Source organism: Variovorax paradoxus (assembly GCF_009755665.1).
Lineage (GTDB): Bacteria > Pseudomonadota > Gammaproteobacteria > Burkholderiales > Burkholderiaceae_C > Variovorax > Variovorax paradoxus_G.
The window spans coordinates 3,699,065-3,714,586 of the sequence record NZ_CP046622.1 but is presented as its reverse complement, the minus strand read 5'-3'; the positions used below and the strand labels follow the sequence as shown (position 1 = coordinate 3,714,586).

General features: G+C 66.2%; 15 protein-coding genes. 11 read left to right on the top strand and 4 right to left on the bottom strand.

Going from position 1 to position 15,522, the window contains the following annotated elements; genetic code table 11:
• Positions 1-20 precede the first annotated feature (20 nt).
• The 3 genes from GOQ09_RS17270 to GOQ09_RS17260 are packed head-to-tail and all read right to left on the bottom strand — an operon-like array spanning position 21 to position 3,994.
• Entirely contained in the window at positions 21-2,039 is a 2,019-nt protein-coding gene (locus GOQ09_RS17270) for a transglutaminaseTgpA domain-containing protein (RefSeq protein ID WP_157614633.1), read from the bottom strand.
• A 37-nt stretch (positions 2,040-2,076) separates the two neighbouring features.
• A complete protein-coding gene (locus tag GOQ09_RS17265; protein WP_157614632.1) occupies positions 2,077-3,048 on the bottom strand; it encodes a DUF58 domain-containing protein in 972 nt (323 codons plus the stop codon).
• A 25-nt stretch (positions 3,049-3,073) separates the two neighbouring features.
• Positions 3,074-3,994 carry an AAA family ATPase gene (locus tag GOQ09_RS17260; RefSeq protein WP_157614631.1) on the bottom strand — a complete coding sequence of 307 codons (921 nt, stop codon included), beginning with the start codon at positions 3,992-3,994 and terminating at the stop codon, positions 3,074-3,076.
• An 86-nt stretch (positions 3,995-4,080) separates the two neighbouring features.
• Here GOQ09_RS17260 and GOQ09_RS17255 point away from each other — a divergent pair, with 86 nt between their 5' ends.
• The 7 genes from GOQ09_RS17255 (at position 4,081) to GOQ09_RS17225 (ending at position 12,277) form a co-directional block, all read left to right on the top strand.
• Positions 4,081-5,034, top strand: coding sequence for a histone deacetylase family protein (locus GOQ09_RS17255; RefSeq protein WP_157614630.1), 954 nt, complete (start codon positions 4,081-4,083; stop codon positions 5,032-5,034).
• A 39-nt stretch (positions 5,035-5,073) separates the two neighbouring features.
• The gene (locus tag GOQ09_RS17250; protein WP_157614629.1) at positions 5,074-6,354 is read left to right on the top strand and encodes a mechanosensitive ion channel family protein; all 1,281 of its coding nucleotides are present in this window, start codon (positions 5,074-5,076) and stop codon (positions 6,352-6,354) included.
• 136 nt (positions 6,355-6,490) lie between these two features.
• On the top strand, positions 6,491-7,240 hold the full coding sequence (locus GOQ09_RS17245) for an electron transfer flavoprotein subunit beta/FixA family protein (protein WP_157614628.1): 750 nt from the start codon (positions 6,491-6,493) through the stop codon (positions 7,238-7,240).
• 13 nt (positions 7,241-7,253) lie between these two features.
• Positions 7,254-8,186 carry an electron transfer flavoprotein subunit alpha/FixB family protein gene (locus tag GOQ09_RS17240; protein WP_157614627.1) on the top strand — a complete coding sequence of 311 codons (933 nt, stop codon included), beginning with the start codon at positions 7,254-7,256 and terminating at the stop codon, positions 8,184-8,186.
• Between the two features lie 74 nt (positions 8,187-8,260).
• Positions 8,261-10,069: an acyl-CoA dehydrogenase gene (locus GOQ09_RS17235; protein WP_157614626.1), complete on the top strand. Its 1,809-nt coding sequence runs from the start codon at positions 8,261-8,263 to the stop codon at positions 10,067-10,069.
• Positions 10,070-10,148: 79 nt separating this feature from the next.
• On the top strand, positions 10,149-11,111 hold the full coding sequence (locus GOQ09_RS17230; protein ID WP_157614625.1) for an NAD(P)H-dependent flavin oxidoreductase: 963 nt from the start codon (positions 10,149-10,151) through the stop codon (positions 11,109-11,111).
• Between the two features lie 50 nt (positions 11,112-11,161).
• Entirely contained in the window at positions 11,162-12,277 is a 1,116-nt protein-coding gene (locus tag GOQ09_RS17225; protein WP_157614624.1) for an acyltransferase family protein, read from the top strand.
• A 22-nt stretch (positions 12,278-12,299) separates the two neighbouring features.
• On the opposite strand, the gene GOQ09_RS17220 is transcribed toward GOQ09_RS17225, so the two are convergent.
• Positions 12,300-12,722, bottom strand: coding sequence for a cupin domain-containing protein (locus GOQ09_RS17220; RefSeq protein WP_157614623.1), 423 nt, complete (start codon positions 12,720-12,722; stop codon positions 12,300-12,302).
• Between the two features lie 140 nt (positions 12,723-12,862).
• On the opposite strand from GOQ09_RS17220, the gene GOQ09_RS17215 reads away from it, so the two are divergent.
• Genes GOQ09_RS17215 through GOQ09_RS17200 form a run of 4 tightly spaced genes read left to right on the top strand, consistent with a single transcriptional unit; the run spans position 12,863 to position 15,478 of the window.
• Positions 12,863-13,309, top strand: a complete 447-nt coding sequence (locus GOQ09_RS17215) for an ArsR/SmtB family transcription factor (RefSeq protein ID WP_157616749.1) — start codon at positions 12,863-12,865, stop codon at positions 13,307-13,309.
• A complete protein-coding gene (locus GOQ09_RS17210) occupies positions 13,198-13,662 on the top strand; it encodes an SRPBCC family protein (protein WP_157614622.1) in 465 nt (154 codons plus the stop codon). Before GOQ09_RS17215 ends, GOQ09_RS17210 begins: the two co-directional genes overlap by 112 nt.
• Positions 13,659-15,242 (top strand): MFS transporter, encoded by a 1,584-nt coding sequence (locus tag GOQ09_RS17205; protein WP_157614621.1) that lies wholly within the window; start codon positions 13,659-13,661, stop codon positions 15,240-15,242. The genes GOQ09_RS17210 and GOQ09_RS17205 overlap by 4 nt, the downstream gene beginning before the upstream one ends.
• 50 nt (positions 15,243-15,292) lie before the next feature.
• A complete protein-coding gene (locus tag GOQ09_RS17200; RefSeq protein WP_126749054.1) occupies positions 15,293-15,478 on the top strand; it encodes a hypothetical protein in 186 nt (61 codons plus the stop codon).
• The last annotated feature ends 44 nt before the right edge of the window (positions 15,479-15,522 follow it).

Genomic DNA, 15,522 nt, shown 5'->3' with positions numbered 1-15,522 from the left:
GTCGGCTCCCGCGCCGGTATTCAGCGCCGGGGATTCAACGCCGGCCAGTTCAGCCGGCGGAACTCGCTGCGTAGAGCCGCCAGCGAAGCAGGGGAGGCCTTGGCATAGCGCTGGGCTTCCAGCTTCAGCAGCCAGTCGCGCACCGCCCCTGCGGCGGGGCCGAAGCGCGCCTCGGCCTGGGCAGCCATCTGGCGCGGTGGCGCCGTTTCCGGCATCTTGAGCCCGGCTTTCGCGAGCCGCGTGCGTGCCTGCCCCAGCAGGCGCAGCCACGGGTCGTGCTGGCTGCGCTCCCATAGCGTCCAGGCCGCACCGGCCAAGCTTGCGCCCACCAGCAGGTACAGCAGCACATAGGCCAGGTCTTCGAGGCTGGGGGCTTCGAAGCCGATGCTCTTCAGCAGGTTGAGCTGGCGGCTCTGGGTGTAGTTGAGCACCCATTGGTTCCAGCTGTTGTTCACGGCCTCCCAGGCGGCGCGCACGTTCTGCGAGAGCGTGGGGCTCATCGCGCCGATGGCGCCGGCAAATAGGCCCGGCTGCGGCGCAAGCCGCTGGGACTGGCCAACCCGGCCCGGCGATACGGCCGCGGTGGGGTCCACGCGTACCCAGCCCATGCCTTCCTGCCAAACCTCGGTCCACGCGTGCGCATCGCTCTGGCGCAAGATCCAGTAGTCGTCGACGCTGTTGAGTTCACCGCCCTGGTAGCCGGTCACGATGCGCGCCGGAATACCCAGCCCGCGCATCAGCACCACGAACGCGGAGGCGATGTGCTCGCAGAAGCCTTCCTTGCGATCGAACCAGAACTCGTCGGCCGTGTTGGCGCCATACACGCCGGGCTCCAGCGTGTAGGTGTAGCCGCCGGTGCGCAGCCGCTGCATCGCGGCGCGCACGAAGGCCGGGGTATCGGCATTGGCAAGCTCGGGCTGGGCGCGCATTTCCGCCGCGAGCGCGGCGGTGCGCGGATTCAGACCCGGCGGCAGGGCAAGGTAAGACCGAAGTGCACCGGTCTGTCGAGTCGGGCCGCTCAGAAACTGCGTGTAGCTCTCGGCGCGGTAGCGCACGAGGTCGGAAACCGGCCGGTTGGCGATCCATTGCAAGTCTGGCGTGCCCGTCACTTCGAAGCCGGGCGCTTCGGGGGCGCTTTGCGCGGCATCGAGCGTGAGCAGCCAGGGACGATGGTTGGGCTCGAGCGTGATCTCGTAGCGCACCGGCGCGCCGCTGGTGCGCAGGTTGGCCGCCGATTGCGCGCCCCGCGCCCACGGCGGCAGCGCAGTCCATTCACGCCCGTCGAACTGCGTCAGCACCGGGCCGCGGAAGTACATCTGGCTCTGCGGCGGTGCTCGGCCGTTATCGAATTTGATGCGCGCCGCAATGCTGTCGTCGAGCGCCAGTTCGGCGATGGTGCCCACGCGCATGGTGTTCGAGAGTCCCGTGCGGCCGGCCATGGCGTCGCTGGGCGTACCCCACAGCGGCGCGAAGCGCGGGAACAGCAGGAACAGCGCGAGCATGATCGGCGCGCCCAGCAGGGCCATCCAACCGGCGGTGCGGGCGGCCTGCATGAGCGGCGGCTTGCCCACCGGCATGTGCGCGTTGATCAGCGCGGTCAACAGGCCCAGCAGCGCGAGCAGCATGGTGAACGCCGTCATCAGCGACTGCGAGTAGAAGAAGTTCGTCAGCATCGCGAAGAAGCCGAGGAAGAACAGCACGAAGGCGTCTCGTCGCGCGCGCAATTCCAGCGTCTTGAGCGCCAGCAAGACTACGACCAACGTCACGCCCGGGTCGCGGCCGAGCAGCGTGCGGTGGGTGGCGAAAGTGGCGGCTACCGCCAGCACCAGCAGGCCGGCGCGCCACCATTTGCTTGGAAGGGGGCGGGCCTCGATGGCCAGCGTGCCGCGCCACACCAGGACCATTGCGGTGATGGCGGTGCACCACCACGGCAGGTTCTCGGCCTGCGGCAAGACAATCAGCGCAATGACCGAGAGCAGGAACAGCGTGTCCCGGGCGTCCCTTGGCAGCGCTGCGATTTCGCGCCTGAACTTGTTCATGCGCGGCGCTCCCGGCGGGCAGAACGTGCAGCTTGTTTCAACATAGTGCCAAGGCCTCCAGGCAGGCCCTGCGGTGCGCTTCGCCCTGCGAGGGCTGCACCACCCGTCCGGCAATCCGGATTCCGTAGTCCACGCCCAGCCGGTCCGCCATCAACACCCATGCGCAAAGCCGCGATGCGCGGGCCTCGGGGTCGACGAGGCTGGTGGCTTGCGCGTCGAGCCACAGCTCCTCGCGCTGGGTCTGCTGCATGTCACGGCTCACGAGTTCTTCAGACCCCGTGGCTTGCGCCCGGGCCGCCTTTTTCCAGACCACCAGCTTGAGCGGGTCGCCGCGGCGGTAGGCCCGCAGGCCGTCATATTCACCGGCCGACTGTGAGCGCAGGGCGGCCGATGTGGCCGCCGGCCCGGAGAAGGGCTCGCCGGGTGGCAGCGGCGGCGGATGCGCCTCAGGCGTCGGGTAGACCAGCATCTGCGCGGCTGGCCGCCACACCGTCCAGACACGGAATGTTCCGAGCGGAAAACGGGTTTCGGCCGTGAGCGGCGGCACGGGATGAAGCCCGCGCCTTTCGGGCTTGAAGGCGATCTCGACGGTGGAGGTTCCTTCTGCCGGCACGTCCGTCCAGCCCCATTGGCCGCTGCCGCGCACCGCCATGCCGATGCCGTAGCGCACGCTGCGCCGCGTGTTGTGCAACACCACCCGAAAAACCGCGGCGGCGCCTGCGTAGTGCGCATCTGGCGGCGTCAGGTGCATGGCCAGCCCGCGCAGCGTGGCATGGCAGACGTGCATGCCCACGGCTACGCTGCCCGCGAGCAGGAAGGTCAGCAGGTAGCCCAGGTTGAGCTGGTAGTTGATCGACGCAATCAGCAGCACCAGCAGTGTGGCGGCCAGCGTCCAGCCTGCGCGCGTGGGCACGATGTAGACGTTGCGCTGCGTGAGCTCCAGCGTGTCGGAAGGCGGCCGGCGCGACAGGAACCAGCCGTCGATGCGCGAGCGTAGCGACGCGATCATCGGTGGGAAACGAGACAATTCATTTTTACGGCAGCGGCACGTCCGCGATCATTGCGCGCACCTGCTCCACGGCGCCGCGGCCGGCGTCTCCCACGGGCGTGAGGCGGTGCGCAATCGTCTGCGGCAGGATCGATTGAACGTCGTCGGGCGCGACGTAGCTGCGGTTGGCCAGCAGCGCCTGCGCCTTGGCGGCGCGCAGCACCGCAATGCCGGCGCGCGGCGAAAGGCCTTGCAAGAACCACCGGCCCGAACGCGTGGCGGCAATCAGGTCTTGCACGTAGTTCAGCAGCGGCTCGGCGGCATGCACCTGCTGCACGCGCTGCTGCAACGCAGTGAGTTCGCCCGCGGTCAGCAGCGCGGGCAGGGTGGCCAGCATCTCGCGGCGGTCGGCGCCCGCAAGCAGTTCGCGTTCGGCCGCGCGGTCGGGGTAGCCCAGCGAAATGCGCATGAGAAACCGGTCGAGCTGCGATTCGGGCAAGGCGAAGGTGCCGAGCTGGTCCTGCGGGTTCTGCGTGGCAATCACGAAGAAGGGCGTGGGCAGCGGCCGCGTCTCTCCTTCGATGGTGACCTGCTTTTCTTCCATGGCCTCGAGCAGGGCGCTCTGGGTCTTGGGGCTGGCACGGTTGATTTCGTCCGCCAGCAGCACCTGCGCGAAGATGGGGCCGGGATGGAACACGAAGGCCTGCTGCCCGCGGTCGTAGATGGCCACGCCCGACAGGTCACCCGGCATCAGGTCGGCCGTGAACTGCACGCGCGAGAACTGCAGGCCGAAGGTGTGCGAGAGCGCATGGGCGAGGGTGGTCTTGCCGACCCCCGGCACATCCTCGATGAGCAGGTGCCCGCCCGCCAGCAGGCAGGCCACGCAGTCGCGCACTTGCGCCTCTTTGCCGACGATCACCGTGTTAAGCTGATTCAGCAAAGTGGCAAGCTTCGCAGCAACGTCCATATTTGTATCCATATGCAAACGATACCGTAAGACCGCGCAGCCCCATGCTGTGTGAGGTCTAGATACGACAGAGACACGGCAAAGAGATGGGCAAGACCGGCTACTTCACACATCGCGATTGCTGGAAGCACGACATGGGACGGGGCCACCCCGAATGTCCCGAGCGGCTGGATGCCATCGAAGACAGGCTGTTGCTGACCGGCGTGGGCGACGCCCTCGAACATCGGGACGTGCCGCTGGCCACCCTTGCCCAGATCACGCGGGCGCACAGCGAAGCGCACCTCGAATACCTCGAAGAGCTCCATCAGCGCCTGGTGGCCGACGAGCCGGCCGGTGGGCCGGCCCACGCGATGCTCGACCCCGACACCATCCTGAACCGCTACACGCTGCTGGCCGCGCGCAGGGCCGCCGGAGCCGCGGTTGCCGCCACCGACGCGGTGATTGCCGGCGAGGTCGACAACGCCTTCTGCTCGGTCAGGCCGCCAGGGCATCATGCCTGCCGCGAACAGGCCATGGGTTTCTGCTTTCTGAACAACGTGGCCATTGCGGCGCGGCACGCGCTCGAGGTGCATGGCCTGGAGCGCGTGGCGGTGATCGATTTCGACGTGCACCACGGCAACGGCACCGAGAACATTCTTTCGAACGATCCGCGGGTGCTGATGGTCGGCTTTTTCCAGCATCCGTTCTATCCGTACAGCGGCACCGACCATCCGGCCTCGAACATGCTGAACTTGCCGATTCCGGCCTATACCAAGGGCATGGATGTGCGGGAGCTCATCGAGGCCGCCTGGATGCCCCGGCTCGAAGAGTTCGGGCCCGAGATGATCTTCGTGAGCGCGGGCTTCGACGCCCACCGCGAGGACGACCTGGGCCAGCTCGGGCTCACCGAGAACGACTTCGCGTGGATCACGAGCCGCATCCAGGACGTTGCCAAGCGCCATTCGCGCGGGCGCATCGTCTCGATGCTCGAGGGCGGCTACAACCTCGATGCGCTGGCGCGCAGCGTGGAAGCGCACATCCGCGTCCTGGCCGATCTGTAACGCCGCGGGCGCGAACACGGCGCCATGTTTTCCCAAGAGATGAATTTCAACGATTTCACACAACGATTGGCGCAGGTCGACGCGCGCGGCCTGGGCATTGAACTGGCGGCTCTGGTGGCTTGCGTGGCCCTGGCCTGGATGGCCAGCCGCTGGTTCGGACGCGACCAGCCCAAGGATTCGATCTGGTTCGGCGAGCGCACCTTCGACGGCGTGCTGTTTCCTCTGCTGGCGCTGGTCTTCACCGAACTCGCCCGCCGCGTGGTGACCGGCTTGCAGCCGGTGCTGGTCCTGCGCATCGCGGTATCGGTTTTTCTGTCGCTGCTGGTCATTCGCCTGTTCGCGCGGGTCATGAGGGCGGTCTTTCCCGCCTCCAACCTGGTGCGGCTGCTGGAGCGCACGATTTCCTGGCTGGCCTGGATTGCAGCCATTCTCTGGATCGTCGGGCTGCTGCCGCCCGTGCTGGCCGAGCTCGACAACATCACCCTCTCGTTCGGCAAGACGCGCGTCAGCCTGCAAACCATCATCCAGGGCGCGCTGTCCGCCGGGCTGGTGCTGGTGATTGCGCTGTGGATTGCCGCCACCATCGAAAAGCGCATCCTGCTCGAGGCTGTGACCGACCTTTCGATGCGCAAGGTGGCGTCGAACGCGATTCGCGCCATCCTGCTGCTGGTGGGCCTCCTGTTTGCGCTGTCGGCGGTGGGGGTCGACCTGACGGCGCTCTCGGTGCTGGGCGGCGCGCTGGGCGTGGGCCTGGGCTTCGGCCTCCAGAAGCTCGCGGCCAACTACGTGAGCGGCTTCGTCATCCTGCTGGAGCGCTCCATCCGCATCGGCGACAACGTCAAGGTCGACACCTTCGAAGGCCGCATCACCGACATCAAGACCCGCTACACGCTCATCCGTGCCGGCAACGGGCGCGAAGCCATCGTGCCGAACGAGTCGCTCATCACCAGCCGGGTCGAGAACCTCTCGATGGCGGACCGCAAGTTCAACATCACGACCAGTGTGGTGGTGGGCTACGACAGCGACGTGGCGCAGGTTCAATCGATCCTGTGCGGGGCCGCGAAATCGCAGGAGCGCGTCATGACGGATCCCGCGCCGGTGACCTATCTCACCAGCTTTGCGCCCGACGGCCTGGAGTTCATCCTGAACTTCTGGGTGGCAGACCCGGACAAGGGCAAGGACAACGTTCGCTCGGCCATCAATATCGCGATTCTGGAAGGCCTGCGCAGCGCGGGCATCGACATTCCGTACCCCCAGCGCGTGCTGCGTGTCGAGTCGCTGCCGGCCAGCGTTTCAGGCACTCCCGACGCTGCCGTATAATCACGAAAAAGCACGATCGTTCTTTTTTGTTGCCCGCAGTGCCAATCGCCATGAAAGCAGAGGCGGCAAAGGTCGGACTCTAGAATGACCGGTTGCCCTCGAAGCCCCCTTTTTGCAATCCAATGGAGTCAAGTCAATGAAGGTTCTAGTGCCTGTCAAACGGGTCGTCGATTACAACGTCAAGGTGCGCGTGAAGAGCGACGGCACCGGGGTGGACATTGCCAACGTCAAGATGAGCATGAACCCCTTCGACGAAATCGCCGTTGAAGAAGCCGTTCGCCTGAAAGAGAAGGGCGTTGTGACCGAAGTCATCGCCGTCTCCTGCGGCGATGCCAAGTGCCAAGAGACTCTGCGCACCGCCATGGCCATCGGCGCCGACCGCGGCATCCTGGTCGAGACCACCGAAGAGCTCCAGCCCCTGGCCGTGGCCAAGCTGCTGAAAGCGCTGGTCGAGAAGGAACAGCCCCAGCTCGTCATCCTGGGCAAGCAAGCCATCGACGACGACGCCAATCAGACGGGCCAGATGCTCGCCGCCCTGACCGACCTGCCGCAAGCCACCTTCGCCTCGAAGGTCGAAGTGGCCGACGGCAAGGCTACCGTCACGCGCGAAGTCGACGGCGGCCTGGAAACCATCCAGCTCAGCCTGCCGGCCGTCATCACGACCGACCTGCGCCTGAATGAGCCGCGCTACGTCACCTTGCCCAACATCATGAAGGCCAAGAAGAAGCAGCTCGACACCTTCAAGCCCGAAGACCTGGGCGTGGACGTGAAGCCCCGCCTGAAGACCCTCAAGGTCAGCGAGCCGCCCAAGCGCGGTGCCGGCATCAAGGTGCCCGACGTCGCCACCCTGGTGGACAAGCTGAAGAACGAAGCCAAAGTGATCTGAGGAAGACAACGACATGACCGCACTAGTTATTGCCGAACACGACCACGCGACCGTCAAGCCCGCGACCCTCAACACCGTGACCGCGGCGCTTGCCTGCGGCGGCGACGTGCACGTGCTCGTTGCCGGAGCCAATGCCGCTGAAGCCGGCAAGGCCGCCGCGCAGATCGCAGGCGTGGCCAAGGTCATTGTGGCCGACAGCCCCTCGCTCGCCGAGAACCTTGCAGAGAACGTGGCTGCCCAGGTGCTGGCCATTGCCTCCAACTACAGCCACATCCTGTTCCCCTCGACCGCCAACGGCAAGAACGTCGCTCCGCGCGTGGCCGCCAAGCTCGACGTGGCGCAGATCTCCGACATCACCAAGGTCGAGAGCCCCGACACCTTCGAGCGCCCGATCTACGCCGGCAACGCCATTGCCACCGTGCAGAGCAGCGACGCCACCAAGGTGATCACGGTTCGCACCACCGGCTTCGACGCCGCAGCCGCCACCGGTGGCAGCGCAGCGGTCGAAACCGCTGAAGGCGTGGCCGACAGCGGCAAGTCGAGCTTCGTGGGCCGCGAAGTCACCAAGAGCGACCGCCCCGAACTCACCGCCGCCAAGATCATCGTCTCGGGCGGCCGGGCCCTCGGCAGCGCCGAGAAGTTCACCGAAGTGATGACGCCCCTGGCGGACAAGCTCAACGCCGGCCTGGGCGCCAGCCGCGCCGCAGTGGACGCAGGCTACGCACCCAACGACTGGCAAGTGGGCCAGACCGGCAAGATCGTTGCGCCGCAGCTGTACATCGCAGCCGGCATCTCGGGCGCCATTCAGCACTTGGCCGGCATGAAGGACTCCAAGGTGATCGTCGCTATCAACAAGGACGAAGAAGCACCGATCTTCTCGGTGGCCGACTACGGCCTTGTGGCCGACCTGTTCACGGCCGTGCCGGAACTGGTCAAGGCGCTCTGACGCGATTGCCGCACTGAGCCGAAGGGCATCGTTCGCGATGCCCTTTTCGTATCCGCTGTATCTGGAGACAAGAGATGAGCTACACCGCCCCACTCAAGGACATGCTGTTCGACATCGAGCACCTGGCCAACATCGGCGAGATCGCCAGGCTGCCCGGCTTTGAAGACGCAGGCCTCGAAACCGCGCAAGCCGTGCTCGAAGAATGCGCGCGCTTCAACCAGGACGTGGTCGCGCCGCTGAATGTGGAGGGCGACCGCAATCCTTCGTCGTTCAAGGGCGGAGAGGTAGCCACCACCCCGGGCTTCAAGGAAGCCTTCGCACAGTATGTGTCGGGCGGCTGGCAGGGCCTGCAGCATCCGGCGGACTTTGGCGGCCAGGGCCTGCCCAAGACCATCGGCGCGGCCTGCGGCGAGATGCTCAACTCGGCCAACATGAGCTTTGCGCTGTGTCCGCTGCTGAGCGACGGCGCCATCGAGGCGCTGCTCACGGCCGGCTCCGACGAGCTCAAGGCGGTGTACCTGGAAAAGCTGGTGAGCGGCCAATGGACCGGCACCATGAACCTCACGGAGCCGCAGGCCGGCAGCGACCTTGCGCTGGTGCGCAGCCGCGCCGAACCGCAGGTGAGTCCATCCGGGCAGCCTGACGGCACCTACAAGATCTTCGGCACCAAGATCTTCATTACCTATGGCGAGCACGACATGGCCGAGAACATCGTGCACCTCGTGCTTGCGCGCGTCACCGGCGCGCCCGAGGGCGTGAAGGGCATCAGCCTGTTCGTGGTGCCCAAGTTCATCGTGGGCAAGGATGGGTCGCTGGGTGAGCGCAACGACGTGCACTGCGTGAGCATCGAGCACAAGATGGGCATCAAGGCCAGTCCTACCGCCGTGCTGCAGTACGGCGACAACGGCGGTGCCGTGGGCTACATCGTCGGCCAGGAGAACCGCGGCCTCGAGTACATGTTCATCATGATGAATTCGGCCCGCTACGCCGTGGGCATGCAGGGCATTGCGATTGCCGAGCGCGCCTACCAGCATGCCGTGGCCTATGCCAAAGACCGCGTGCAGAGCCGCCCGGTCGACGGTTCGATGAACGCCAGTGCGCCGATCATTCACCACCCCGACGTCAAGCGCATGCTGATGACGATGCGTGCCTACACCGAAGGCTGCCGCGCCATGGCCAGCGTGGCGGCAGCCGCCTACGACGCGGCGCACCACCACCCCGATGCGGAAGCCCGCAAGCAGAATCAGGCGTTCTACGAATTCATGGTGCCGTTGGTGAAGGGCTACAGCACCGAGATGAGCCTGGAAGTGACCTCGCTCGGCGTGCAGGTGCACGGCGGCATGGGCTTCATCGAGGAGACGGGCGCGGCGCAGTACTACCGCGACGCCAAGATCCTCACCATCTACGAAGGCACCACGGCCATCCAGGCCAACGATCTTGTCGGCCGCAAGACGGCGCGCGACGGCGGCCAGACGGCCAAGGCCATTGCGGCGCAGATCGAGAAGACCGAAGCCGAGTTAGCCAAGAACAGCAGCCCCGCCGCGGCTGCCGTCCTCAAGCGCCTGAAGGCCGCGCGCGAAGCTTTCATCGAGGTGGTCGACTTCGTCGCGGGCCAGACCAAGGCATCGCCCAATGCGGTGTTTGCGGGCAGCGTGCCTTACCTGATGCTGGCGGGCAACCTGGTGGCCGGCTGGCAGCTGGCACGCTCGCTGATCATTGCGCAAGACCTTGCTTCGCGCAGCGTCGACACCGATTTCATGCAAGCCAAGGTTGCCACCGCGCGCTTCTACGCCGAGCACATCCTGAACAAGGTGCCGGGCATCCGCGACAGCATCGTCGACGGCGCGGAAAGCGTCACGGCACTGGCACTCGACGCCTTCTGACCCAAGGCCATGTGTCGCCCACCTGACGGGCGGCGCGGCCTTCCTCTTATATAAAACCGAAACTCATTCCGGAGAAGACATGTCCAAGCTGCCCCCCGTGCTCGCGAACCTGCCGTTGCCGATCATCGGCTCGCCGCTGTTCATCATCAGCAACCCCAAGCTCGTGATCGCGCAGTGCAAGGCCGGCGTGGTCGGCTCGATGCCGGCACTCAACGCCCGCCCCGCTGCGCAGCTCGAAGACTGGCTCGCCGAAATCACCGAGGAACTCGCGGCCTACAACAAGGCCAACCCGGACAAGCCCGCAGCCCCTTTCGCCATCAACCAGATCGTGCACAAGAGCAACGACCGGCTCGAGCACGACATGGAGATGGTCGTGAAGTACAAGGTGCCGATCGTCATTACCTCGCTGGGCGCGCGCACCGACGTGAACGATGCAGTGCACAGCTACGGCGGCGTCACGCTCCACGACATCATCAACAACAAGTTCGCGCAGAAGGCCATCGAGAAGGGCGCCGACGGCATCATCGCCGTGGCAGCCGGTGCCGGCGGCCATGCGGGCGTGAAGAGCCCGTTTGCGCTGGTGCAGGAAATCCGCCAGTGGTTTGACGGCCCCATTGCGCTGTCGGGCTCCATTGCCACCGGCGGCGCGGTGCTCGCGGCGCAGGCCATGGGCGCCGACTTCGCGTACATCGGCACCGCATTCATCGCCACCGAAGAAGCGCGTGCCAGCGATGAATACAAGCAGGCCATTGTCGAGGGCACCTCCGACGACATCGTGTACTCGAACCTCTTTACCGGCGTGCACGGCAACTACCTGGCGCCGAGCATCGTCAAGGCCGGCATGGACCCGGCCAACCTGCCCGAAGGCGACGTGAAGACCATGAACTTCGCCGCCGGAGAAGGCAGCAAGGCCAAGGCCTGGAAAGACATCTGGGGCTCGGGCCAGGGTATCGGCGCTGTTACCGAAGTGGCCAGCGCCGCCGCATTCATCGAAAAGCTCAAGCGCGAATACCAGCAGGCGAGGCAGCGGCTCGCGCTTTGAACGGCGGGCACAAACCGGCACCTGCCGCGGAGCTCCCGCAGCGCGGGCGGATGCCGCTGCTCGACATTGCCAAGGGTATCGCTTGCGCGGTGATCGTCGGGCACCACCTGTCGCGTTACGGCGCAATGCCGGCGGGGGCTCTTCCCCTTGCGCCCACCTTCCTTGGCTGGCTGGCCGACGATGGCCGGCTTGCCGTGCAGGTGTTCCTGGTGATCGCGGGTTTTCTGGCGGCTGCCAGCCTGGCGCCCGACGGCGTGCTGCGCGTCGACAGGCCGGTTGCGCGCATCCTGCAGCGCTATGGCCGGCTGGTGATGCCCTACTTGGCTGCGCTCACCGTGTGCGTGCTGGTCGCCGCATTCGTGCGCCCGTGGATGAGCGGTGACGACGTGCCGGCTTCGCCGAGCATCGGTCAGTTGCTGGCGCACGGGTTGCTGATGCAAGACCTGCTGGGCTACGACTCGCTCTCCACCGGCGTGTGGTACGTGGCGATCGATTTTCAGCTCTTCGTGCTCGCGCTCGTGCTCGTGGGAATGCCGGCCATGCTGCGGCGGGGCAGGGCGGCCCCGGCGGCAGCAGCGTCTCGTGAACGCTGGATTCCCGTGGCGCTTGTGCTGGGGCTGGCGGCAGCCTCGCTGGTGCTCTTCAACCGCAATGCCAGGCTCGACGACACGGCTTTCTATTTTTTCGGCGCCTACGGCCTCGGCATGCTGGTGTTCTGGATCGGGCGCGCCACGCGCGACAGCACCTGGCAAAGCGCCATCGCGCTACTGGCGCTGACCGGCGTGGGCGCGCTGGCCATCGACTGGCGCAGCCGAATTGCCATTGCGCTGGTGAGCGCATTGCTGATTGCTGTTGCCCAGCGCAAGGGCTGGCTTTCGCTGGCCGGCCAGCCGGATGCCGCCATGCCGCTGCAGCGCCTCGGCCGCATTTCGTATTCGCTGTTCCTCATTCACTTTCCGGTGCTCCTGGCCACGAATGCAGCGGTTGCGCAGCTGGGGCCACATTCCGCGTGGATCGATGCGCTCGGCATGGCGGTCACCTTCGGTCTTTCGGTAGCGGCCGCGTTTGTGCTTTACCGGTGGGTGGAAGTGCGGCCAGCCTCATGGCGTGCGGTAACCGGGTTGTTTGCCGCGCTTCTGGTGAGCGGGATGCTGGTTTCGCACTGACCGCAGGCACTGCGCGCGCTTTTCAGGGCCAGGGCTTAGGCGGCGGAATCTCGCAAACCGGCTCGACGTCGACGCTCTTGAAGTCCGCCGGCGAGACGATCTCCAGGTATTCCATGTCCGGCGAGTAGTCGAACAGGAAGTGCCGGATGCCGGGCCGCTGGTGCACCACATCGCCGGCTTCGACCAGGGTTTCCTTGTCCTCGTACATGAAGCGGGCCCAGCCCTTGACCATGATCACGATCTGGAAGTCCGCCTCGTGGCGGTGCCAGCCGGTGCCCGCTTCCGGTGCCATGTTGGCCTTGACGAGGTGCGCGATGACTTTGCCGTTGGTAGCCTCCGCAATGCCGAGGTCGCGGTAAAGAAAGAAATCGCGCAGGCCGCCGGAGACAAACTCCGTATCGCCGGGCTTGACGTGGGAGAACTGGGTAGCGGTTCGGTCCAGCATGGGGCGCTCCTTTGCGGTGATGCAGATGGTGGTTGTGCCGCGGTGCAGCACGCATAAAGCGTTCCCAAAGACATCTGCGGGGAAGGGCTGATTCCAGCGATGGCTTGACGAGCCTGAAGCGCGACGGGATACTAAACCATATGGTTCACTCAGATCCCGTTTCGCTGGACGCCGTCTTTGCCGCCCTGTCCGACCCGACGCGCCGCGCCGTGCTCGAGACCCTGGGCGAGCGCAGCCTCAGCGTGACCGAGCTTGCAGAGCCGCACGGCATGTCGCTCACCGGCTTCATGAAGCACCTGCGGGTGCTCGAAGACGCTGGCCTTATCTCGCGCACGAAAGAGGGCCGGGTCGTGCAGTGCGAACTCTCGCCGCGGCCCATGCAGGAGGCTGCCGTGTGGTTGTCGCGCTATGAGAAATTCTGGACCGGGCGCCTCGATGCACTGGCCCGCTATCTCTATCACCAAGAGGAGACCGAATGGCAAAACCTGCCGCATCCGCCAAGGAGCGACCCTCGCTCACCCTCCGCAGGCACTACCCCGTCGCCGCCGAAAAAGTCTGGCGCGCGTGGACCGACCCGCAAGCGCTGAAAGCCTGGTTCGGCCCGGAAGAAATCGTTTCCGTTCCGCTGGCCGAAGTCGACCTGCGCGTGGGCGGCCGCTTCCGCGTGACCATGCTCGCCGCCGATGGCGAGACGCATGACGTGAGCGGTGTCTACCAGGAGCTCGTGCCCAACCGCAAGCTGGTTTTCAGCTGGGCCTGGCGCAGCACGCCGGAGCGCGAGTCGCGCGTCACCGTGCGGATCGAGCCCGACGGCAACGGCTGCGAGCTGGTGCTGATGCACGAGCAGTTCTTCGACGAGGTGGCCCGCGACGGACACGAGCATGGCTGGACCGGCGCCATGGTCAAGCTCGAGCAATGGTTGGCGAAAGCGGCTGAATGACGGGCGGGCGCGAAGAGTCTGCCGGCAGACCGCCGCCGGCCCGCGCAACGGCGCGCGAGTGGACGGGGCTTGCCGTCATCGCGCTGCCGTGCATGCTGTATTCGATGGATCTCACGGTGCTGAACCTGGCGATTCCCTCGATCAGCGAAGACCTCAAGCCCACCGCCTCGCAGTTGCTGTGGATCGTCGATATCTACGGCTTCTTCGTTGCGGGGCTGCTGGTCACCATGGGCACGCTGGGCGACCGCATCGGCCGGCGGCGGCTGCTGATCATTGGCGCGGCGGCCTTCGGCATCGCCTCGGTGCTGGCCGCGTTTTCCACCAGCGCGAACATGCTCATCGCCACGCGGGCGTTGCTTGGCGTGGCGGGCGCAACGCTCGCACCGTCGACGCTCTCGCTGATCCGCAACATGTTTCTCGATCCGGGGCAGCGCACGGTGGCCATCGGCGTCTGGATTTCCAGCTACTCGGCCGGTGCGGTCATCGGCCCGGTGCTGGGCGGCGTGCTGCTGCAGTTCTTTCCGTGGGGCTCGGTGTTCCTGATCGGCGTGCCGGTAATGGTGTTGCTGCTCGTGCTCGGCCCCATCCTGCTGCCCGAATACCGCGACCCGGAAGCGGGGCGGCTCGACTTGGCCAGCGTGGCGCTTTCGCTCGGCGCGGTGCTGGCGGCCATCTACGGCATCAAGCAGGTGGCGGAGCACGGGCCGGATGCCGTGTCGGCACTGGCCATCGTGGCCGGCGTGGCGCTTGGGTGGGCGTTCGCGCGCAGGCAAGGGCGCTTAGCCGACCCGATGATCGACCTGCGCCTGTTCCGGCTGCCGGCCTTCGGCATCTCGCTGGCGGCCTACATGCTGGCCTGCTTCGTGATGTTCGGCATCTTTCTCTACAACGCGCAATACCTGCAGCTGGTGCTCGGGCTTTCGCCGCTGCATGCGGGCCTTTGGAGCGTGCCCAGCGCGGCCGCCTTCATTGCCGGCTCCATGGTGGTGTCCGCGCTGGTGCGTCGCATGCGGCCTGCGTTTGTGATGGGCGGCGGGTTGGGCGTTGCGGCGTTGGGATTCGCGATGCTCATGTTGCTCCCCGCGGAGGGCGGCCTGGCGTGGATGGTGGCCAGCACCGTCGTTTCTTCCCTCGGCCTGGCACCTGTGTTCACGCTCGCCACCGACCTGGTGGTGGGCAGCGCGCCGCCCGAGCGCGCTGGCGTGGCCTCGGCCATTTCGGAAACGAGCTCGGAGTTTGGCGGTGCGCTCGGCATTGCGATCCTGGGCAGCATCGGCGCCGCCATCTACCGCAACGCGATGGCCGATGCCGTTCCGGCCGGCTTGGCGGGTGCTGCCGAAGTGGAGGCGGCGCGCAGCACGCTTGGCGGTGCGGTGGCCCTGGCCGGCCAACTCGGAGGCACCGCCAGCGCCGAGCTGCTCGACACAGGCCGGGCCGCCTTGCTGCATGGCCTGCGGTTGACGGCCGGCATTTGCGCGGCGGTGCTGCTTGCGGTGGGCGCGCTGGTGGCTGTGCGGCTGCGCAGCGCCGGAGAGGCCGCGCAGCCCAAGGCACCGCCCGATGCATTGCCGGGGCGCTGACGAAGACCCATACTGCAGCCTCTACGACGAGACGATGAACGGAGCCTCCCATGAGCAACGAACTTCGCAAGAAGCTGCATGACCTGGCGGAACTGTCCGAAAACACCTCGGACCCGCAAACCAAGGCCATCATCGAGGCCATACGGCTGCAGACCGCCGTGCTGAACGAGCGGCTCTTTTCCATCGAGCTGCAGCTGGGTACGCTTACGAAGCGCATGGAAAACACGACTGACTGAGTGGCACGACGCCCCCGACGATCCGGGTCCATTGGCCCGAGGCC

Bases quoted from the DNA above. Each gene is read 5' to 3' on its own strand.
- GOQ09_RS17270 (WP_157614633.1), bottom strand. From the start codon at position 2,039: ATGAACAAGTTCAGGCGCGAAATCGCAGCGCTGCCAAGGGACGCCCGG.
- GOQ09_RS17265 (WP_157614632.1), bottom strand. From the start codon at position 3,048: ATGATCGCGTCGCTACGCTCGCGCATCGACGGCTGGTTCCTGTCGCGC.
- GOQ09_RS17260 (WP_157614631.1), bottom strand. From the start codon at position 3,994: ATGGACGTTGCTGCGAAGCTTGCCACTTTGCTGAATCAGCTTAACACG.
- GOQ09_RS17255 (WP_157614630.1), top strand. From the start codon at position 4,081: ATGGGCAAGACCGGCTACTTCACACATCGCGATTGCTGGAAGCACGAC.
- GOQ09_RS17250 (WP_157614629.1), top strand. From the start codon at position 5,074: ATGAATTTCAACGATTTCACACAACGATTGGCGCAGGTCGACGCGCGC.
- GOQ09_RS17245 (WP_157614628.1), top strand. From the start codon at position 6,491: ATGAAGGTTCTAGTGCCTGTCAAACGGGTCGTCGATTACAACGTCAAG.
- GOQ09_RS17240 (WP_157614627.1), top strand. From the start codon at position 7,254: ATGACCGCACTAGTTATTGCCGAACACGACCACGCGACCGTCAAGCCC.
- GOQ09_RS17235 (WP_157614626.1), top strand. From the start codon at position 8,261: ATGAGCTACACCGCCCCACTCAAGGACATGCTGTTCGACATCGAGCAC.
- GOQ09_RS17230 (WP_157614625.1), top strand. From the start codon at position 10,149: ATGTCCAAGCTGCCCCCCGTGCTCGCGAACCTGCCGTTGCCGATCATC.
- GOQ09_RS17225 (WP_157614624.1), top strand. From the start codon at position 11,162: ATGCCGCTGCTCGACATTGCCAAGGGTATCGCTTGCGCGGTGATCGTC.
- GOQ09_RS17220 (WP_157614623.1), bottom strand. From the start codon at position 12,722: ATGCTGGACCGAACCGCTACCCAGTTCTCCCACGTCAAGCCCGGCGAT.
- GOQ09_RS17215 (WP_157616749.1), top strand. From the start codon at position 12,863: ATGGTTCACTCAGATCCCGTTTCGCTGGACGCCGTCTTTGCCGCCCTG.
- GOQ09_RS17210 (WP_157614622.1), top strand. From the start codon at position 13,198: ATGGCAAAACCTGCCGCATCCGCCAAGGAGCGACCCTCGCTCACCCTC.
- GOQ09_RS17205 (WP_157614621.1), top strand. From the start codon at position 13,659: ATGACGGGCGGGCGCGAAGAGTCTGCCGGCAGACCGCCGCCGGCCCGC.
- GOQ09_RS17200 (WP_126749054.1), top strand. From the start codon at position 15,293: ATGAGCAACGAACTTCGCAAGAAGCTGCATGACCTGGCGGAACTGTCC.